The 18,271-nt window shown below is 66.8% G+C and carries 20 protein-coding genes; 9 read left to right on the forward strand and 11 right to left on the reverse strand.

Going from position 1 to position 18,271, the window contains the following annotated elements:
• Window positions 1–356 precede the first annotated feature (356 nt).
• Both ispH and hpnH read left to right on the forward strand, forming a co-directional pair.
• Window positions 357–1,298 carry a 4-hydroxy-3-methylbut-2-enyl diphosphate reductase gene (ispH, locus tag U5798_RS08925; protein ID WP_124450870.1) on the forward strand — a complete coding sequence of 314 codons (942 nt, stop codon included), beginning with the start codon at window positions 357–359 and terminating at the stop codon, window positions 1,296–1,298.
• 12 nt (window positions 1,299–1,310) lie between these two features.
• Window positions 1,311–2,471 carry an adenosyl-hopene transferase HpnH gene (gene hpnH / locus U5798_RS08930; RefSeq protein WP_069749367.1) on the forward strand — a complete coding sequence of 387 codons (1,161 nt, stop codon included), beginning with the start codon at window positions 1,311–1,313 and terminating at the stop codon, window positions 2,469–2,471.
• 154 nt (window positions 2,472–2,625) lie between these two features.
• On the opposite strand, the gene U5798_RS08935 is transcribed toward hpnH, so the two are convergent.
• The 3 genes from U5798_RS08935 to U5798_RS08945 form a co-directional block, all read right to left on the reverse strand.
• Window positions 2,626–2,886 (reverse strand): hypothetical protein, encoded by a 261-nt coding sequence (locus U5798_RS08935; RefSeq protein WP_322081827.1) that lies wholly within the window; start codon window positions 2,884–2,886, stop codon window positions 2,626–2,628.
• A 169-nt stretch (window positions 2,887–3,055) separates the two neighbouring features.
• Window positions 3,056–3,535, reverse strand: a complete 480-nt coding sequence (locus U5798_RS08940) for a hypothetical protein (RefSeq protein ID WP_124450866.1) — start codon at window positions 3,533–3,535, stop codon at window positions 3,056–3,058.
• Between the two features lie 223 nt (window positions 3,536–3,758).
• Window positions 3,759–4,136: a hypothetical protein gene (locus U5798_RS08945; protein WP_322081828.1), complete on the reverse strand. Its 378-nt coding sequence runs from the start codon at window positions 4,134–4,136 to the stop codon at window positions 3,759–3,761.
• Between the two features lie 157 nt (window positions 4,137–4,293).
• Here U5798_RS08945 and U5798_RS08950 point away from each other — a divergent pair, with 157 nt between their 5' ends.
• The 4 genes from U5798_RS08950 (at window position 4,294) to U5798_RS08965 (ending at window position 6,943) form a co-directional block, all read left to right on the forward strand.
• Window positions 4,294–4,533: a hypothetical protein gene (locus tag U5798_RS08950; RefSeq protein WP_322081829.1), complete on the forward strand. Its 240-nt coding sequence runs from the start codon at window positions 4,294–4,296 to the stop codon at window positions 4,531–4,533.
• 93 nt (window positions 4,534–4,626) lie between these two features.
• Window positions 4,627–4,980, forward strand: a complete 354-nt coding sequence (locus U5798_RS08955; RefSeq protein WP_322081830.1) for a DOPA 4,5-dioxygenase family protein — start codon at window positions 4,627–4,629, stop codon at window positions 4,978–4,980.
• A gap of 119 nt (window positions 4,981–5,099) precedes the next feature.
• A complete protein-coding gene (locus U5798_RS08960) occupies window positions 5,100–5,537 on the forward strand; it encodes a nuclear transport factor 2 family protein (RefSeq protein ID WP_322081831.1) in 438 nt (145 codons plus the stop codon).
• A 53-nt stretch (window positions 5,538–5,590) separates the two neighbouring features.
• On the forward strand, window positions 5,591–6,943 hold the full coding sequence (locus U5798_RS08965) for an MFS transporter (RefSeq protein WP_322081832.1): 1,353 nt from the start codon (window positions 5,591–5,593) through the stop codon (window positions 6,941–6,943).
• 24 nt (window positions 6,944–6,967) lie between these two features.
• Here the strand turns inward: U5798_RS08965 and trhA are convergent, their stop codons facing one another.
• Complete coding sequence (gene trhA / locus U5798_RS08970) at window positions 6,968–7,588, reverse strand: PAQR family membrane homeostasis protein TrhA (RefSeq protein WP_124450852.1); 621 nt, start codon at window positions 7,586–7,588, stop codon at window positions 6,968–6,970.
• A 202-nt stretch (window positions 7,589–7,790) separates the two neighbouring features.
• Entirely contained in the window at window positions 7,791–8,177 is a 387-nt protein-coding gene (locus U5798_RS08975; protein ID WP_322081833.1) for a transcriptional regulator, read from the reverse strand.
• A gap of 135 nt (window positions 8,178–8,312) precedes the next feature.
• Here U5798_RS08975 and U5798_RS08980 point away from each other — a divergent pair, with 135 nt between their 5' ends.
• Window positions 8,313–9,470: an MFS transporter gene (locus U5798_RS08980; protein WP_322081834.1), complete on the forward strand. Its 1,158-nt coding sequence runs from the start codon at window positions 8,313–8,315 to the stop codon at window positions 9,468–9,470.
• 136 nt (window positions 9,471–9,606) lie between these two features.
• On the opposite strand, the gene U5798_RS08985 is transcribed toward U5798_RS08980, so the two are convergent.
• Both U5798_RS08985 and U5798_RS08990 read right to left on the reverse strand, forming a co-directional pair.
• Window positions 9,607–9,813, reverse strand: coding sequence for a YbdD/YjiX family protein (locus tag U5798_RS08985; RefSeq protein WP_006480280.1), 207 nt, complete (start codon window positions 9,811–9,813; stop codon window positions 9,607–9,609).
• A gap of 12 nt (window positions 9,814–9,825) precedes the next feature.
• The gene (locus U5798_RS08990; RefSeq protein WP_124450848.1) at window positions 9,826–11,904 is read right to left on the reverse strand and encodes a carbon starvation CstA family protein; all 2,079 of its coding nucleotides are present in this window, start codon (window positions 11,902–11,904) and stop codon (window positions 9,826–9,828) included.
• A gap of 270 nt (window positions 11,905–12,174) precedes the next feature.
• Between U5798_RS08990 and dapF the strand changes: the two genes are divergently transcribed.
• Window positions 12,175–13,005, forward strand: coding sequence for a diaminopimelate epimerase (dapF, locus tag U5798_RS08995; protein ID WP_322081835.1), 831 nt, complete (start codon window positions 12,175–12,177; stop codon window positions 13,003–13,005).
• 104 nt (window positions 13,006–13,109) lie between these two features.
• Here the strand turns inward: dapF and U5798_RS09000 are convergent, their stop codons facing one another.
• From U5798_RS09000 to U5798_RS09015, 4 genes are all read right to left on the reverse strand, one after another.
• Entirely contained in the window at window positions 13,110–13,538 is a 429-nt protein-coding gene (locus tag U5798_RS09000; protein ID WP_322081836.1) for a PRC-barrel domain-containing protein, read from the reverse strand.
• A 146-nt stretch (window positions 13,539–13,684) separates the two neighbouring features.
• Window positions 13,685–14,620, reverse strand: a complete 936-nt coding sequence (locus U5798_RS09005; RefSeq protein ID WP_322081837.1) for a hypothetical protein — start codon at window positions 14,618–14,620, stop codon at window positions 13,685–13,687.
• 48 nt (window positions 14,621–14,668) lie between these two features.
• Window positions 14,669–15,799: a 3-deoxy-7-phosphoheptulonate synthase gene (locus U5798_RS09010; protein WP_322081838.1), complete on the reverse strand. Its 1,131-nt coding sequence runs from the start codon at window positions 15,797–15,799 to the stop codon at window positions 14,669–14,671.
• Between the two features lie 195 nt (window positions 15,800–15,994).
• Window positions 15,995–17,311, reverse strand: coding sequence for a lipase family protein (locus tag U5798_RS09015; protein WP_322081839.1), 1,317 nt, complete (start codon window positions 17,309–17,311; stop codon window positions 15,995–15,997).
• Window positions 17,312–17,716: 405 nt separating this feature from the next.
• Here U5798_RS09015 and U5798_RS09020 point away from each other — a divergent pair, with 405 nt between their 5' ends.
• Window positions 17,717–18,271: a hypothetical protein gene (locus U5798_RS09020; RefSeq protein ID WP_322081840.1), complete on the forward strand. Its 555-nt coding sequence runs from the start codon at window positions 17,717–17,719 to the stop codon at window positions 18,269–18,271.

Below are 18,271 nucleotides of genomic sequence, written 5' to 3' on the forward strand. Positions count from 1 at the left end.
GTCTGGAACAAAACACCCGAAACCGCAGGGGCGGCCGGGCAATACGCGTAAGAATCGACGGTCATCGAATGGCCTTGAAATGAGCGCGACGCCGGGCAGCCGGAGCGGCCGCCCGCGAAACCGCGCAGTTTACCGGGTTCCGCGCGCGCCAGCGCCGACGCGGCTCTCCCGCAATTGCAACAGTGCCGGCACAGCACCAAAGCACGGACGGCGCGATAGGGTTAAAATGCGCGATTAATTCGGGGTTCCGGGGCCTGGCCGGCCGGTTCGTTCCTGCCTTCATAACATCAAGCCGGGGCGAGCAAGCGAGTGCCAGCTCTCGAACCCCGGCGTCTGTCGTCGGAGTTCGCTCACCTATGCGAGTCATCCTTGCCCAGCCCCGCGGCTTTTGTGCGGGGGTTGTCCGTGCGATCGAGATCGTCGATCGCGCGCTGCAGCAGCACGGTGCGCCGGTTTATGTACGCCATGAAATCGTGCATAACCGGCACGTCGTAGAAAATCTGCGTAATAAAGGGGCACGATTCGTTGAGGAGCTCGACGAGGTGCCGCACGGCGCTGTCGCGATCTTCAGCGCGCACGGTGTCGCCCAGACGGTGGAGCGCGACGCGGAAACGCGCGGGCTCGACGTGCTCGATGCGACGTGTCCGCTCGTCACGAAGGTGCACGTGCAGGGCCGCCAGTATGTCGGGGCCGGCCGCCGGCTGATCCTGATCGGCCACGCGGGCCACCCGGAAGTCGAGGGTACGATCGGCCAGATTCCGGCCGAGGTGATCCTCGTGCAGAGCGAAGCCGAAGTCGATACGCTGACGCTGCCCGTCGACACGCCGGTTGCGTACATCACGCAGACCACGCTGTCGGTCGACGATACGCGCGGCATCATCGAAGCGCTGCAGCGCCGGTTCACCGACATCGTCGGCCCGGACACGCGCGACATCTGCTACGCGACGCAAAATCGCCAGGCCGCCGTGCGCGAGCTGAGCGAACAGGTTGACGTGCTGCTCGTCGTCGGTGCGACGAACAGTTCGAACTCGAACCGCCTGCGCGAGATCGGCACCGAAAGCGGTGTGCCGAGCTATCTCGTCGCCGACGGCTCGGAAGTGAAGGCCGAATGGTTCACGGGTGTGCAGACGGTCGGCCTGACGGCCGGCGCGTCGGCGCCCGAAGAGATGGTCGAGGATGTAATTGGCGCGCTGCGCGCACTGGGGCCCGTCGATGTCGCGACGATGGCGGGCCGTGAAGAAAAAGTCGAATTCAAGCTGCCGGCGAAGCTCACGCAAGCTGTCGCCCGCGAAGTTTAAGGAGGACATCCCTTGTCTATTCCGCTGCTCCAGCAAGTCCGTGTCGGCGCCTACATCGTGCGCCAGCACCTGTCCGGCAACAAACGCTATCCGCTCGCGCTGATGCTCGAGCCGCTGTTCCGCTGCAACCTCGCGTGCAACGGCTGCGGCAAGATCGATTATCCGGATCCGATCCTGAACCAGCGCCTGTCCGTCGAGGAATGCCTGCAGGCCGTCGACGAGTGCGGCGCGCCCGTCGTGTCGATCGCCGGCGGCGAGCCGCTGCTCCACAAGGAGATGCCGGAAATCGTCAAAGGCATCATGAAGCGCAAGAAATTCGTGTACCTGTGCACGAACGCGCTGCTGATGGAAAAGAAGATGGACGACTACGAGCCGAGCCCGTATTTCGTCTGGTCGGTCCACCTCGACGGCGACAAGGAAGCGCACGATCACTCGGTGTCGCAGGAAGGCGTGTACGACAAGGCCGTCGCGGCAATCAAGGAAGCGAAGCGCCGCGGCTTCCGCGTGAACATCAACTGCACGCTGTTCAACGATGCCGTGCCGGAGCGCGTCGCGAAGTTCTTCGACACGCTGGGCCCGATCGGCGTCGACGGCATCACGGTGTCGCCGGGTTACGCCTATGAGCGCGCGCCGGATCAGCAGCACTTCCTGAACCGCGACAAGACGAAGAACCTGTTCCGCGAAATCCTGAAGCGCGGCGAAGGCGGCAAGCGCTGGTCGTTCAGCCAGTCGTCGCTGTTCCTCGACTTCCTGGCCGGCAACCAGACGTACAAGTGCACGCCGTGGGGCAACCCGGCGCGTACGGTGTTCGGCTGGCAGAAGCCGTGCTACCTGGTCGGCGAAGGTTATGTGAAGACCTTCAAGGAACTGATGGAAACGACGGAGTGGGACAACTACGGCGTCGGCAACTACGAGAAGTGCGCGGACTGCATGGTCCACTGCGGCTTCGAGGCGACGGCCGTGATGGACACCATCTCGAACCCGCTGAAGGCGCTGCGCGTGAGCCGCAAGGGCATCAAGACCGACGGCCCGTTCGCACCGGACATCTCGATCGCGAAGCAGCGTCCGGCCGAGTACGTGTTCTCGCGCCACGTCGAGATCAAGCTCGAGGAAATCCAGCGCGCCGGCAAGGGCAAGCTGCAGAAGCCGGCGAAGCCGGCAACGGCGGCTTAAGCCACGCGTTGCGCTGCGCGGAGGTTTGCGCCTTCGCAGCGGCCTCGCATCGAAGAAGCGCCACGGAGTTCGCTCCGTGGCGCTTTTTGTTTTGACGGACGCCGTGTGACGGGCAGCGCTTGCGCGCCTGCGCGCGGGGGCGAACGTCAGATGCCTAGCTTCGCGACTCAGCCGCGGCGATCAGTTGCCACGCGGTCGGCCCCGGATCGAGCAGCGGGTCGGACGGCGGATCGAGATCGTGCCGATGCGCGTCCTCGGACGGCAATGCCTGCCATTTCGCGATGCCGATTTCGTCGCCGCATACAGTGCATCGATAGATGCCCGCGACCGTCACCTTGCTGCCCGGCGGCAGATTCTCGCTGAATGCGCGGCCACTTCCGCATGTGAAGTAGCCGCCGCTCCTGTATAGCGCCATCGCTCCTCCTGACTAAAACGAATGCGTTCGCGTCGACACGCACGACCGTCGCAAACGCGAGGATGGATCCTCGTCACCCGGCCACGCCAGGTTCCAGTCAAGTCATTAGACGGCGCGCGGCCGCGCGATGGAATCGGACGCGTATGAAACACGTCCTGCGGCCTGCCATTCAATGCAGAACGGCCGACGCCCGCATCTTCTCCGCGGCCTGCGCGACGATCCCCGGCTGTTCGGCGGAAGCGAACGTGCAGACATGACGCCACAGCTCGGCCAGCCGATGCCGCGTGAGCGTCGCCACGCATGCGTCGTTGGCGGCGAGCACGCGTTCGAGCACCGCACATTCGTCGTCGTGCAGCATCCAGGCACCGCTTTGCGCGGCTCGCGCCACGCTTGCGTCCAGCACGCGCTCCGCGTCGACGCACAGGTCGATGGTCGCGTCGGGAGAAACCGCATCGTCGAGCGCGAGGAACACCAGATACACGCTCGTGCGCAGCCGCATCAGCAGCGTTTCGCTGCCGTGCTCGCCGCGCAGCGCGACCAGCGCCATGTGGCATTTCAGCGAGATGTCACGGGCATGCGCGGGCGGCAGCGGCAGCAGCCATTCGCGCGTCAACGGCGGATGGCGACGGCCTTTGCGGGCAGCCTTCATGATGCGACCTCGTTCGCGGACGCGTCATCCCCCGCCGCGCCCGGCCACGCGCGGCGGCACATGGCGCCGCCGCGGCCCGCGTCGCGCAGGGTATTCGCCCGGCGTCGCATGCCGTGCACATCGACGCGCCGCCGTGCCGCGCACGCCTCCGGCAGCTTGCGTATCGCCGACGCACGCGACACGCCGGGCAGTCGGTTCGGGCATGCCATGTTCGTCTCCTGCCTCAAAACGTGTTCTCGCCCTTCAGGTAGTACGCGGTTTTCACGAAGAACGCCTTCACCGGATGGCCGCTCTGCGCGTCGCGGGCCGCCCGCGCCTCCATCGCGGCCTTCTCGTCGGCCCACCGGTCGGGCACCGGGTTGTACACACGCTCGAGCGCACGCTGCATCGCGAGCGGATAGTTCTGGTTGCCGGCCGTCGTCGCGCGGTAGCCGGCACGCGTCATCTGCATCAGCTGCGCATCGGTTTCGGCACGCGCCGCCGACCAGGTCAACGGCGCGGGATTCGGGGCGTCGGCGACGCCGATCGACTGCGCGAAGCTGACGGCCGGCAGCGCAGCGAGTGCGCAGGAAAGAACGGCAACGGGAACGAGGGATCGCATAATGGCCTCCAGATGGTTGTCCCCGCATCGATCGAGCGTCGATGCGTTGAAATCATCGTATGTCGGGCCGTATGCCGCTTGAATAGCCGAATCCGCAATTGTTATTTTCAGCCGCGCATTCGGCGTTCGAGTTGCGTCATTCGCGGATCCCTTCGAAATGGAATTTCTTTATTTCATTCAACGATCTGATCGGATTTTTACCGGCGATCCGGTGGGGCGCTCGCCCCGCTTTTTCAATTTCCGAAATGACGTGTTGCCGGTGCGATTTCGGCGGGCGCGCCTGCGCACAAGGCTTTCGGCGCAATATCGCGCACGCGGATGCCGCCGAAGCGATTTCGTCGGATCAGCCGATTCTTCTGATGCAGGACAAATCACTCGCATCGACGTGCCGGATTGAGACGCGACTCAATATGCAAGGACGCGCGATAATCACGCATCGGCCGTTTCGCAGGGCCTCTCACGCATTCTTCATTTTTAATCGAGTCTCTCCATGGCTGCCCTCGACATTACCGCCATCGACAGTTGGCACGCGCACGTCTATTTCGATGCGGCGAGCCGCGACGCGGCCTGGGCGTTTCGCCAGGTCGTCGACGCGAAGTTCGGCGCGGTCATCGAACTCGGGCGCTTTCACGAACGGCTCGTCGGCCCGCATCCGGCATGGTCGTACCAGATCGCGTTCGACGCCGCGCGCTTCGACGACATCGTGCCGTGGCTCGTGCTGAACCACGGCGCGCTCGACATCTTCCTGCATCCGAATACGCACGACGAACTGCGCGACCATCGCGATTGCGCGGTGTGGATCGGCAAGTCGTATACGCTGAATCTCGACGCGCTGGCCGGATAAGGGCGGGCCACGGCGCAACCTGCCCGACGCTGCATCCACGTTTCGGGTCGACGTGAAACGTCACGCGACGGTGCGCCCATACAGTGGGCTTCCGTCAACGACGCTTCCGGACACCCGCCATGACACCCGCAGAGACCGACGCCGCCGCCCGGCGCATCCATGAAAACTGGCACGCCGCCGTCGTCGCGCGCGACCTCGACGCGCTGATGGCGCTGTATGCCGACGACGCGGTGCTCGAAACGCCGCTCGTCGTCGCCACGCTGCCCGAACACGGCTCGGGCGTGCTGCACGGCAAGGCCGCGATCGGCGCATTCTTCGCGGCCGGCCTGCGCAATCCGGACAACAAGCTCGGGCGCTGGTACCGGACCGGGCTGTTCTTCTCGAACGGTCGCCAGCTCGTCTGGGAATACCCGCGCGCCACGCCGGACGGCGACCAGGTCGATCTCGTCGAAGTGATGGATCTCCGCGACGGGCTGATCGCGCATCATCGCGTGTACTGGGGATGGGTCGGGTTCAATGCGCTGCGGGCTGCCACGCCGTCGCGCGGCCACGCATGACGGCCGCCGCACCAAACAGGGCTGCGGCGCGCCGCGTGCTCGCCGCGACCTGCATGAGCTACACGCTCGTGCTGCTCGACGCGTCGATCGTCAACGTCGCGCTCACCGACATCGCGCATACGTTCGGCAGCCAGGTCGCTGGCCTGCAATGGATAGTGAACGCTTACACGCTCGCGTTCGCGAGCCTGCTGCTGACGGGCGGCACGCTCGGCGACCGGCTCGGCGACCGCACCGTCTATGTCGCGGGGCTCGCGGTATTCGTCGCCGCGTCGGCACTGTGCGGCCTCGCGCCGACCCTCCCGACACTCGCCGCCGCTCGCGCGTTGCAAGGCGTCGGCAGCGCGATGCTGGTGCCCTGCTCGCTCGCGCTGATCAACCGCGCATTCCCCGCACCGGCCGCACGCGCATCGGCGATCAGCCTGTGGATGGGTTGCGGCGGCATCGCGATGGCGTCGGGTCCGCTGATCGGCGGGCTGCTGATCGATCTATTCGGGTGGCGCAGCCTGTTCTTCGTGAACCTGCCGTTCGGGCTCGCCGGCATCTGGCTCGGCCGCACGGTCGCGCGCACCGCCGCCGACACGTCGCGGCAGTTCGACTGGGCCGGCCAGGCCACCGCCATCGTCGCGATCGCCGCGCTGATCGGCACGCTGATCGAAGGGCCGTCGCTCGGCTGGCGCTCGGCGCCGATCGTCGGCGGTGCCGTGACGAGTGTCGTCGCGTGGATCGCGTTCATCGCGATCGAAGCACGGCGCCGCGAGCCGATGCTGCCGCTCGCCTTCTTCCGCAACCGGTTGTTCGCGGGATCGACGTTCGTGTCGATGGCATCGGCGTTCGTGTTCTACGGCCTGCTGTTCGTGCTCAGCCTCTTTTATCGGCAGGTGCGCGGCGCGAGCCCGCTCGACACGGGGCTCGCGTTCCTGCCGATGACCGCGATGGTCGCGCTCGGCGGGTTGGGTTCGGGGCGGCTGGTGGCGCGCTTCGGCGCGCGCGGCACGATGTGCGCGGCGTTCGGGCTCTATGCGGCCGGCGCGCTCGGGATGACGGCCATCGGGGCGACGACGCCCGCATGGCTCGCCGTCGCGCCCATGCTCTCGATCGGCTTCGCATCGGGATTCATTTCGCCGGCCGCGACGTCACCGGCGCTCGGGACGATCGACCGCCGCCGCGCCGGCGTGGCGGCGGCGGCACTGAACGCGGCGCGGCAGAGCGGTTCGGCGCTCGGCGTGGCGATCTTCGGTGCGTGCATCGCGACGCTGCAGCCGTTTCCGGTGGCGATGCGGGTGGCGCTGGTCATGGCGATCGCGCTGTCGGCGCTCGCCGCGGCAACGTGGTGGATCACGACGCGGCCGGCACCGGCAGCCGGCGAAGCGGCCGCGCAGCTGCAGGCGGCCGCCACGCGCCGCTAGCGCATGCCGCGGCAGATGCGCCGCTCACGCAACGTACATCGCGACACTGACGAACTGGCACAGGCTCCCTGCCAGCACGAACAGATGCCAGATGCCGTGCCCGTGACGGATGCGTTCGTCGTTGATGAAGAAGTAGATCCCGGCGCTGTAGATCAGGCCGCCGGCCACCAGCCACGCGGTGCCGATCGGCGGCAGCGCATGGATCAGCGGCCGCACCGCGACGAGCGCGAGCCAGCCCATCAGCACGTACAGGATCATCGACAGCAAGCGCGTGCGGCGCCCGAGCGTCAGCTCCTGCACGATCCCGAACACGGCGAGCCCCCAGCTCACGCCGAACAGCGACCAGCCCCACGGGCCGCGCAGCGTGACGAGCGTGAACGGCGTATAGCTGCCGGCGATCAGCAGGTAGATCGCCGAGTGGTCGCACTTCTGCAGGATCGCTTTCAGGCGCGGATTGCGCACGCTGTGATACAGCGTCGAGATTGCGTAAAGCGCGCAGAGCATCGCGCCGTAGACGCTGAAACTCACCACCTTGTAGGCGTCGCCTTCGAGCGCGCCCATCGTCACCAGTGTTGCCAGCCCTGCTACCGATAGCACCGCGCCGACGAGATGGGTAATGCTGTTGAAACGCTCACCGGCATGCACGACGGGATCCTCCTGTGCGGGTTCATCGGGAGCCAACGGCTCAAGCTCACATGATACCGGCCGGGAAACGCTCCCGGGTTGCGGGTAGATCAAGCTCGACACAAGGACGGCTGCGCAGCGCGGCGTGCCCGGCGCGTCACGCTCGCCGCCGCATGGCGACCGGCCCGGCCCGTCGCCGCGCGTCCATCCCGGATGGCCGCCATCAACCGTCGTGGCTGGCCAGCGGCGCCCACTCGGCCACGAGCTTCAGCAGGCCGGGAAAGCGCAGGTCGAGATCTTCCGTGCGCACGCGGCTGCGCCGCTCGAGCCCGTATTGACGCTGGCGCAGCACGCCCGCGTCACGCAGCGCCTTGAAATGGTGGGTAAGCGACGATTTCGGGCGATCGAAGCCGAACCAGCCGCAAGGATGGTCGTATGCCTCGGATTCCAGCATCAGCTTCTGCACGATCGTCAGCCGCAGCGGATCGGCCAGCGCGCCAAGAATGGTTTCGAGGCGAAGCTCGGCGACGGCCGGCTCCGGCAGCGGATCGGGCAAATCCGCAGGTGCCGGCACGCTGCCGGCCGCCCGTTCAGGATGAACTCGTTTCATGTCCGCCAGCATATCACCTTGTACGAGTTTTTTCGAACTAGGCTATAGTTCGAAAAAACTCGTACAAGGAGTCCGTTCATGTCCGACACCGTCGTTCCCCAATCGCAACGCGCAGCTCCGCGCGGCGTGCCCCGCATGGCACATGCTGCCTGGATGGTCACCGCCGTGTTCATGCTGTCCAACTCGCCGACACCGCTGTACGTTGCCTGGCAGCGCACACTCGGCTTCTCGTCCGGCACGCTGACCGTCATCTTCGCGCTCTACATCGCCGGGCTGCTGGGTACGCTGCTCGTCGCCGGCCAGCTTTCGGACCGTTACGGGCGCAAGCCGGTCCTGCTGCCCGGCCTCGCCGCGGCGCTGATCGCGTGCGCGCTGTTCGCGACCGCGTCGTCCGTCGCGATGCTCGCGGTCGCCCGCTTGCTGACGGGCATCGCGGTCGGCGTCATCGTGTCGGCGGGCATGGCATCGGTGATCGATCTCGCCGGCACCGAGCGGCGCAAGGCCGCGCTGCTCGCGTCCGTGGCGATGGTGCTCGGCGCGGGGCTCGGACCGTTGCTCGCCGGAATTGCCGCGCAAACCGCCGCACATCCGGTCGCCCTCGTCTTCGGCGTCGAATTCGTGATCCTGCTGAGCGCGCTGGCCGTCGCCCTGCGGCTGCCGCGCAACCGGCCCGCGCAAGTGCCTGGCGACGCGCCGCCGCTGCGCCTGCCGTCCGTACCGTCGCACAACCGGCGCCATGTCGCCGGCGGCATCGCCGTGTTCGGGCCGGGCATCACCGCGACCTCCTTCGTGCTGGCGCTGGGTCCGTCGTTGCTGGCGCGCCTGCTTCACGTGCGCAGCCCGCTGCTCGCGGGCGGGATGGCCTGCGCGATGTTCATCGCCGCCACCGGAGTCCAGTTCGTCGCGCGGCGCGGATCGATCCGCACGACGTTCGTGGCCGGCACGGTCGCCACCACGCTGTCGATGGTGATGCTGTGCATCGCCGTGCATGCGTCGTCGGCCGCCGTCCTCGTCGCGGCGGCGCTCTTCGCGGGTGCGGGGCAGGGCCTCGGGCAGCTCGGCGGCCTGACGCTGATCGGCCTGCACGTATCGGACGCACGACGCGCCGAGGCGAACGCCGTCATGAACATCGGCGGCTACCTTCCGGCGGGACTGATGCCCGTGATGACCGGGTACGCGATCGATCGCATCGGCTTCACGGCCGGCGCGACCGGCTTTGCCGTCGCACTGACCGTCATCGCGCTCGTCGCGGGGGCCGCAGCGGTTCTTGCGCTCCGGAACGAAAGCGACTGACCGTCGCGACGGCCGACTACGGCTGCCCGTGAGACGATGCGTCGCGCGACCCCATCGCCATGCGCCGCCATGAAAAAAGGCGTCATGGCCTTCACGCCATGACGCCTCGTTTCTTCGTTCGTGCCGTTTCACACGCTCAACAGCACTTCCCCGCACCCGACCCGTACCGCGCATTCTGGCGTTCGCGGAAAAATTCCTCGTACGTCATCGGCTCGCGGTCCGGATGGGTTTCGCGCATGTGCGCGACGTAGGTGTCGTAGTCGGGCAGGCCGACCATCAGCCGCAACGCCTGCCCGAGGTAACGCCCCGCGCTGCGCAGGTCGCTGCCAAGATCGCTGAACATCGCGGCCTCCCCTTAACGTCCGCTGCCGAGCGCCTGCGCGGCCGGCATCGCTTCGTACGGCGTCTCGCGCACGGTCGGCTTCGACTCGCGGCGCGCGCGCAGCACGGCGATCACGCCGTACACCGCGATTGCCACGACCACGAAGATGAACAGCCCGGCCAGCGCCGCATCGATGTAGTCGTTGAAGATGATCCGCTTCATCTGCGCGATCGACTTCGCCGGGGCGAGCACCTTGCCTTCGTCCACCGCGGCCTGCAGCTTCGCGGCGTGCGCGAGGAAGCTGACCTTCGGGTTCGCGTCGAAAATCTTCTGCCAGCCGGCCGTCAGCGTGCAGATCAGCAGCCACGCGGTCGGCACGATCGTCACCCACGCATAGCGTTCGCGCTTCATCTTGAACAGCACGACAGTGCCGAGCACCAGCGCGATCGCGGCGAGCATCTGGTTCGAGATGCCGAACAGCGGCCACAGCGTGTTGATGCCGCCGAGCGGATCGACCACGCCCTGATACAGGAAGTAGCCCCACGCGGCCACGCACAGTGCGGTGGCGACGAGGTTCGCCGGCAGCGACTCGGTGCGCTTGAGCGCCGGGTGGAACGTGCCGAGCAGGTCCTGCAGCATGAAGCGGCCCGCACGCGTGCCGGCGTCGACGGCCGTCAGGATGAACAGCGCCTCGAACAGGATCGCGAAGTGATACCAGAACGCCATCATCGCTTCGCCGCCGATCACCTGGTGCAGGATGTGCGCCATGCCGACGGCCAGCGTCGGCGCGCCGCCCGCACGCGCGATGATCGTCGTTTCGCCGACCGCCTTCGCGGTCTGCGTCAGCATGTCGGGCGTCAGCACGAAGCCCCATTGCGTGACGGTGTTCGCGACGGCCTCAGGCGTCGAGCCGAGCACGGCGGCCGGCGCGTTCATCGCGAAGTAGATGCCCGGTTCGATCACGCAGGCGGCGACCAGCGCCATGATCGCGACGAACGACTCCATCAGCATCGCGCCGTAACCGATGAAGCGCGCGTTGGTTTCGTTGTCGATCAGCTTCGGCGTCGTGCCCGACGAGATCAGCGCGTGGAAGCCCGACACTGCGCCGCACGCGATCGTGATGAACAGGAACGGGAACAGGTTGCCCGACCACACCGGGCCCGTGCCGTCGACGAACTTCGTCAGCGCGGGCATCTTCAGTTCCGGCGCGACGACCAGGATGCCGATCGCGAGGCCGAGGATCGTGCCGATCTTCAGGAACGTCGACAGATAGTCGCGCGGCGCGAGCAGCAGCCACACCGGCAGCACCGAGGCGACGAAGCCGTAGCCGATCAGGATCCACGTGAGCTGCGTGCCGGTGAACGTGAACCACGCAGCGAGCGTCGGCGAATCGTGCACATGCTGGCCGAACGCGATCGACGCCATCAGCAGCACGAAGCCGATGATCGACACTTCGCCGATACGGCCCGGACGGATGTAGCGCGTGTAGACGCCCATGAACAGCGCGATCGGAATCGTCGCGGCGACGGTGAACGTGCCCCACGGCGAGTTGGTCAGCGCCTTCACGACGATCAGCGCGAGCACCGCGAGGATGATCACCATGATCAGGAACGCGCCGAACAGCGCGATCACGCCGGGCACCGTACCGAGTTCCATCTTGACGAGGTCGCCGAGCGAGCGTCCGTCGCGGCGCGTCGAGATGAACAGCACGATGAAGTCCTGCACGGCGCCGGCGAAGACGACGCCGGCCAGGATCCACAGCATGCCGGGTGTGTAGCCCATCTGCGCGGCGAGCACGGGCCCGACGAGCGGGCCGGCGCCGGCGATCGCGGCGAAGTGATGGCCGAACAGCACGTACTTGTTGGTCGGCACGTAGTCGAGGCCGTCGTTGTACTTGACGGCCGGCGTCATCCGCAGCCCGTCGAGCTGCATGACCTTGCTGGCGATGAAACGGCTGTAGAAGCGATACGCGATCAGATACACGCAGACTGCGGCGATCACGATCCAGAGGGCACTGACGCGCTCGCCGTGCGCGAGTGCGATCGTTCCGAACGAGAACGCGCCGAGCAGCGCGACCGCGATCCAGAGCAGGGTACTGGAAGCCCGATTCATGGCGTCTCCTGGTCTCCAATGTGTTTTTGAGTGGATGCGGCGAGGCGCCGAACCCGCGTGACGTCGATGCGTCGTGCCGCGGCCTCGCAAAGGCCGCGACGATGGGCCGTAGTATTCCGTGTGACGGGGGCGGCTTACAAGCGGTTAACTACGTATGCGGGGCTACGTAGAATTACGTAGATGCCGGTTGCGCGTGCATTGTCCGACGTGCGATTGATCGTGAACGGCGAGCCACGTACAGTATTCACCTGCCTCCATTCCGGAACCGCCATGCCGATCGGATTTCAGAAGATGAATGCGAACGGCGATGACTTCGTCATCGTCGACCTGCGCGGTCAGGATCGGGATCACGTGCCGCGCATCGATCGCGACCTCGTGCGGCGCATGGGCGACCGGCATAACGGTATCGGCTTCAACCAGCTCGCGGTGATCTCGGACTGCGACGACGCGGCCGCGCGCGTCGCGTTCTGGAATCCCGACGGTTCCGCGCTCGATACCTGTGGCAGCGCAACGCGCGGCGTTGCATGGAAGCTGATGCGGGAAACCGGCGCGGCGTCGGTCGTGCTGCGCACGAATCGCGGGCGCCTGCTGTGTGCACACGACGCGCACGGGTTGATCAAGGTCGAGATGGGCGCGCCGCGTGTCGGCTGGCAGGACGTGCCCGTCGCCGAAGCCGCCGACACGCTCGCGCTGCCGCTGCCCGGCGCGCCGGCCGCGTGCAGCATGGGCAATCCGCACTGCACGTTCTTCGTCGACGATGTCGATACGGTCGACCTCGAAGCGTTCGGCCCCGCAATCGAAACGCATCCGCTGTTTCCGCAGAAAACCAACGTGCATGTCGTGCAGGTCATCGACCGTTCGCACATTCGCCTGCGCATCTGGGAACGTGGCGGCGGCGTGCCGCTCGGATCGGGCTCGTGCTCATGCGGCGCGGTGGTCAACGGCATCCGGCGCGGGCTGCTCGACGAGACGGTACGCGTGACCTGCGACGGCGGCGACGTCACCGTTCAATGGGACGGCGCCGGCAGCGTGTTCCTGAGCGGGCCGGTTGCGTTCGGATTCAGCGCGGTGTGGGTGGACGGGGAGGCAGCGGCAAGCTGATCGCCGGCATGAGTACTGCGGAGGGAATCGGGATGCCGACACGCGCGGCGATTCCGGACGCGCGGTCGGCATGACCCGGCACAGGGCGTGCCGGGCCACCTGCATCACTGCTTTTCGTCGATCTTCTTCGGTTTCGGCGGCGACGGCACCTTCGCGTACTGGAACGCCGGCGTCGCCTTCAGCGCTTCCTTCGTCGCGCCCGGCAGGTAGATGTTGCCCTTGCGCACGTCGAGCGATGCGATCGGCACCGCGACGTCATGCGCGGCCACGCCGAGGAAGCCGCCGGCCGACACGATCGCAGCCGACACCGAGCCGTCCGGCGCGACGATCAGGTCGCGCACGGTGCCGACCTTCTGGTTGTCGTCGTTGTACACGGCCTTGCCGAGCACGCTCTTCTTCACGCTCCAGCCTTCGAGCAGCGCCTGCGATTGCTCGACGGTCACGCTGATCGGTTGCGAACCCGCGATCTGCGCATGCGCGCTGACGCTCGAGGCGAGGATGGTTGCTGCGATGAGGGTCTTGTAGAAAGCCATGCTGTTATGCACTCCGGTGAATTGTTGTCGGTATCGGCGGCCGGCCTCTCCGCCTCCGTATGCGCGACACATCGCACCGGCCCATGTTAGCGCCACTCGCACAATGCTGCATCGGACGCGATGACGCAGCCCGGGCGATCGCAGCGTTACGGACAACGCAGCGAATCGCGAACCTGCGCGAATTCAGGCAGATAGCGCGCGTAGTTCTCCTCGCGCGCGGTGTAGATCAGTGCACAGGTCTTGGTGTTGCCGGAGGTCGCCACGACCGCCTGGTGCACGATTGCATCGTTGAGCGCCTCCTTGTGCTCGCACATCTGCGCGGGTCGGCCGGCTAGCGTGCCGTTCGTCGCGCGCGACGACTCGATTGCGCCGCCAGCTTCCTTGACCGGATCGTCCCACCCGTCGCAGAAGCTCGACAGGGCATCGTCACTCTTGTCGCCGATGACGAAATCGATCCCCGCGGAGATCAGTCCGAATCGGAAACGCCGGATCCGGTAGCTCGCCTCGCCGCGATTCTCCGGCTGGTTCGCGACCCGCCATCCCGCCGGCAAACGCAGCTCCGCAGGCGCCGGATAATTGCGCACGAGTTGCAGATCGTTGTTGAAGTTCAGCACGCCCGCGACACCCAGCGCCACGACCACCACTGCAATCGACAGCCAGACACCGAGCAGCGTCAGCAGGCCAATGCCCGCCGCGCGCCAGTTCGACTGCAGCGCGCCGCCGGCGGCCCGGTGCGCGTCGACGGCCGCGCGTTGCGTGTGCCGTGCGTAGACGATCGTCCCGGCGAGACCCGCAATGACGACTGCATGCACGAGCACGGGCGGCACCGCCGCGGCTTCCGGAATGTTCACCGCCGCGTACAGCACGATCGACACGAGCGTGACGAGCGCCGTGGCGAGAATCTGCCGCTGCGCGAGCGCGCGATTCCCAAGACGCCGCGCATTCGCCGCGAGCAGGATGCCGCCGGCGAGCGGCGAGCCGAGAAATGCCGCCCAGCCGACGCCCGCCATCGTGAACAGCTTGCCAGGCGGCACCGGTGCGGCCGATGCCGCCCGGCCGGAAGCAGCCGGTTCGCCCGGCATGGCCGTTGCGTCGTCGACGGGAAATCGGTCATGTCGGCCTCGCCCCCGTCACGCGTTGCGCGACTGCGCACGCCGTTGCCGCACGGCCTCCGCCAGCACGTCAAGCACCGGCTCCGTCTGCGTCCAGCTCAGGCACGCATCGGTGATCGACACGCCGTACTTCAGCGGCACGCCCGGCTTCAGGTCCTGGCGCCCGGCCTCGAGATGGCTCTCGACCATCACGCCGACGATCCGCTGCTCGCCCTGCGACAGTTGCCGTGCGAGATCCTGCGCGACGTCGACCTGCCGGTCGTGCGACTTGTTGGAATTCGCGTGCGAGCAGTCGACCATCACCTGCTCGCGCAACCCGGCCTTGCGCAGCACCGCGCAACACGCGTCGACATGCTCGGCGTCGTAGTTCGGGCCGGTCTTGCCGCCGCGCAGGATCACGTGCGCGTCGTCGTTGCCGCGCGTCTCGAAGATCGCGGCCATCCCCATCTTCGTCATCCCCATGAACGCATGGCTCGCAGCCGCGGCAACGATCGCGTCCGCCGCGACCTGCACGCCGCCGTCGGTGCCGTTCTTGAAGCCGATCGGGCAGCTGAGGCCCGACGCGAGCTGGCGATGGCTCTGGCTCTCGGTCGTGCGCGCGCCGATCGCGCCCCACGCGATCAGGTCGGCGATGTACTGCGGGCTCAGCAGGTCGAGAAATTCGGTCGACGCCGGCAGGCCGAGCGCATTGACGTCGAGCAGCAGTTGCCGCGCGGCACGCAGCCCTTCGTTGATGCGGAAGCTGCCGTCGAGACGCGGATCGTTGATGTAGCCCTTCCAGCCGACCGTCGTGCGCGGCTTCTCGAAGTAGACGCGCATCGTGATCAGCAGGTCGTCCTTCAGCGCATCGGCGGCGACCTTCAGGCGGCGCGCGTAGTCGAGCGCCTGGTCGTGGTCGTGGATCGAGCACGGGCCGACGACGAGCAGCAGCCGGTCGTCGCGGCCGTGCAGGATGTCGCCGATCGCGCGGCGCGTATCCTCGACGAGCGTCTGCGTGCCGGCCGGCACCGGCAGCTCGTCCAGCAGCAGCGCCGGCGAAATCAGCGGGCGCACGGCGCCGATGCGGACGTCGTCGATGCGCGTGGTGTCCTGCGTCGCGTCGGCGCTGCCTACCTCGCGATCATGGGAAGGATTGTCGAGGTTCTGCATGGTGATTCTCCGGGGGACGTCTGGAATGATGGGCAGGCTCGATTATGGCACCCGGAGAAGGTGGCAGAAGGTTACGGTGGCGTAACGCGGGTGGCGGTGGCTGCGATCGCGCAACCGACGTCGAATCGCCGTCAAAAAGAAGGGCGACCCGCAAAAGGGTCGCCCGGCCATGCATCGAGTCGTACGCCCTCGCGTCTAGTGCAGCGTCTCGGGCGCCAGCGAGTTGCTCGGCAGCAGCGACGTCAGCCAGCAATTGCTCGGCGCGGCTTTCCCGTTGAAGCGGTCGTAGAGCCAGGGCAGCATCCCGGCCACCCACGGCACGATCGCGCCAGCATGCTCCAGCGGATACTCGGTGTACGTGACCGGCGTGCCGCTCGCGCAGAACTTCTGCGCCAGCGCACGCACGTCGTACGCGAGCATCACGCCGTCGCCCACCTGGCTGCCGAAGGTGCCGTCGAGCGCGCCGGCCGTGCCCTGGCCGATGAACATCGGAATCGTCGGCGACGCGGCCAGGCCCGCATTCACCTTGTTCGCATACGTCACGTAGGCCGGGATGCTGTTGATGTCGTTCGCGTATTGCGGCTTGAACAGCGTGCCCCAGTGCAGCCCCGTGTACTTCGGCAGGATGTACGCGAGCGACTGGCTCTGGATGTCCTTGAACACGGCGACGCCCGTCTCGCTGAGATACGGCGTCAGGTCGAAGTCGTAGCCGCGCGACAGGCCGGCCAGCGCGGCCGCCGCGACGCCGCCCCACACGATGCTGCCGTCGACGTAACGCAGGTTGTGCGCGGGATCCACCAGCACGCCGCCTTCCGCCGCGCCGACGAGTTGCTTGTTGACGTCGGGCGCATAGCTCGGCGCGAGCTGCGCGGCCCAGTTCGTCGCGATCGCGCCGCCGGAATAGCCGATCATCGCGACCTTGCTCGACGGATTCAGGCCGGTCGACGGCGTATTGAGCGCCGCGCGGATCGAATCGAGCGTCGTCATCCCGTATTCGGGGCCGGCCGCGAAGTCGGCCGTCTGGCCTTCCGTATCGGGCACGATGATGTTGTAGCCGAGCAGCAGCAGCGTCGACAGCGGAACCGATTCCGCGCTGTAGAGCAGCGTGCCGATGTTGATGACCTTGGTCACGTCGCGGTCGCCGGCGATCACCTGCGACGGCTCGTCGTACGGGTTCAGCGAATCGTAGGCCGACTGGTACGAGATGGCCTGGCCGTTGCTGACCTGGCTGCGGATCACCGACGTCACGTTGACGACGGGCTGGTTCCGCGCGTCGTTGGTGCGGTACAGCAACTGCTGCGCGGTCACGGCCGTCGGGATACCGGCCACGTGATAGGTGACGTTGCGCGTCTTCAGCACCGTGCCCGGTGGAATCGATGCCAGCGGCGTGGTGCCGGTGTACGTATAGAACGGATCGGGCACGGTCGGCGCGGCGGTGCCGGCCGACGGTGCGATGATGGCCAGCGCGGCGCACACGGCGGCCGCGACGGTCATGACTCGTCTGGAGGACATGGGTGGGGGCCCTTGGGATAACCTGCTTTCATCGAAGGAAGTTCGGCGGTATTGCAGACCCTCTCGCTTGCCGAATCAAATGTGCGTCCGTGCCATCGACTGTCTCCTGTATATGAGTGATCCGGTTTGTTCTGAATCTGCAGTTTTAGTAGGAGTACAAACCGGATTTCATTGAAGCACAGCGCGAACGCGTTCGATGCCGGTTTTCGATTGTTTGAAGGTAAACGTCTAAAACCCTTGCCGGTCGACGCGAACGCACCGGCCGTTCGGCCGACTGTTCGCGAGCCGACGAAGCACCGTACGATCACGGCTGTCCGGTAACGAAGCGGCCCGTCGCATGACGCACGGGCGCACCGTGCACCGCTTGCCCGCAACCGATCGTCCCTGCCCGACCGACACGCCACGATGACCGTATCCGAACTGCTCCGCGCCATCCGCCAACCCTACGCCGACCTGCTCGCGCATGCGGCCACGCAACCGTCGGTGATCGTCGAGCCGGCCTACCGGCAGGCCGACGGCACGCTCGCCACCGAAGGGCCGCTCGCGCTGCCGTGCCGCGCCGACACCATCGCGGCCGAAGGCGAAGCGGCCGGCCAGCCCGTGATGATCGATTCGACCACGCAGCTGGATTTCGACCCGCTCGAGTTCGACCTTGAAACGGCGGCCGTGTCGATCCGCCCGTTCGTGTGGGACTGGGCCGAGATCGAGGCCGACGGTCTCGACGAAAGCGCTGCGGCCGATGCGTTCAAGACGTGGTTCCTCGCGTGGTTCGATGTCGACGACGAGAACGATCCGGCCGAAGACGGGCTGCACGGCATCGTGCATTACCTGTCGGAACCGGTTCGCACGGAGCACGGGTGGCGCGTCAACGCAGATCTCGGTTCCGCGCCCGAAACGGCCGTCGAGGATCTGCTGTTCCGGCTCGTCGATGCGGGTGCGACGCGGATCAGTGTCGGTTAA

This window comes from Burkholderia sp. BCC1972 (assembly GCF_905339605.1).
Lineage (GTDB): Bacteria > Pseudomonadota > Gammaproteobacteria > Burkholderiales > Burkholderiaceae > Burkholderia.

What these genes read in the sequence shown, in the direction of transcription:
- U5798_RS09010 (WP_322081838.1), bottom strand. Translation starts at nt 15,799, where the DNA reads ATGCAGAACCTCGACAATCCTTCCCATGATCGCGAGGTAGGCAGCGCC.
- U5798_RS08955 (WP_322081830.1), top strand. Translation starts at nt 4,627, where the DNA reads ATGGCTGCCCTCGACATTACCGCCATCGACAGTTGGCACGCGCACGTC.
- U5798_RS09015 (WP_322081839.1), bottom strand. Translation starts at nt 17,311, where the DNA reads ATGTCCTCCAGACGAGTCATGACCGTCGCGGCCGCCGTGTGCGCCGCG.
- U5798_RS08985 (WP_006480280.1), bottom strand. Translation starts at nt 9,813, where the DNA reads ATGTTCAGCGATCTTGGCAGCGACCTGCGCAGCGCGGGGCGTTACCTC.
- U5798_RS08965 (WP_322081832.1), top strand. Translation starts at nt 5,591, where the DNA reads ATGAGCTACACGCTCGTGCTGCTCGACGCGTCGATCGTCAACGTCGCG.
- U5798_RS08990 (WP_124450848.1), bottom strand. Translation starts at nt 11,904, where the DNA reads ATGAATCGGGCTTCCAGTACCCTGCTCTGGATCGCGGTCGCGCTGCTC.
- U5798_RS09005 (WP_322081837.1), bottom strand. Translation starts at nt 14,620, where the DNA reads ATGCCGGGCGAACCGGCTGCTTCCGGCCGGGCGGCATCGGCCGCACCG.
- U5798_RS08960 (WP_322081831.1), top strand. Translation starts at nt 5,100, where the DNA reads ATGACACCCGCAGAGACCGACGCCGCCGCCCGGCGCATCCATGAAAAC.
- U5798_RS08975 (WP_322081833.1), bottom strand. Translation starts at nt 8,177, where the DNA reads ATGAAACGAGTTCATCCTGAACGGGCGGCCGGCAGCGTGCCGGCACCT.
- ispH (WP_124450870.1), top strand. Translation starts at nt 357, where the DNA reads ATGCGAGTCATCCTTGCCCAGCCCCGCGGCTTTTGTGCGGGGGTTGTC.
- U5798_RS09020 (WP_322081840.1), top strand. Translation starts at nt 17,717, where the DNA reads ATGACCGTATCCGAACTGCTCCGCGCCATCCGCCAACCCTACGCCGAC.
- U5798_RS08935 (WP_322081827.1), bottom strand. Translation starts at nt 2,886, where the DNA reads ATGGCGCTATACAGGAGCGGCGGCTACTTCACATGCGGAAGTGGCCGC.
- U5798_RS08950 (WP_322081829.1), top strand. Translation starts at nt 4,294, where the DNA reads ATGGAATTTCTTTATTTCATTCAACGATCTGATCGGATTTTTACCGGC.
- dapF (WP_322081835.1), top strand. Translation starts at nt 12,175, where the DNA reads ATGCCGATCGGATTTCAGAAGATGAATGCGAACGGCGATGACTTCGTC.
- U5798_RS08980 (WP_322081834.1), top strand. Translation starts at nt 8,313, where the DNA reads ATGGCACATGCTGCCTGGATGGTCACCGCCGTGTTCATGCTGTCCAAC.
- U5798_RS08945 (WP_322081828.1), bottom strand. Translation starts at nt 4,136, where the DNA reads ATGCGATCCCTCGTTCCCGTTGCCGTTCTTTCCTGCGCACTCGCTGCG.
- U5798_RS08940 (WP_124450866.1), bottom strand. Translation starts at nt 3,535, where the DNA reads ATGAAGGCTGCCCGCAAAGGCCGTCGCCATCCGCCGTTGACGCGCGAA.
- U5798_RS09000 (WP_322081836.1), bottom strand. Translation starts at nt 13,538, where the DNA reads ATGGCTTTCTACAAGACCCTCATCGCAGCAACCATCCTCGCCTCGAGC.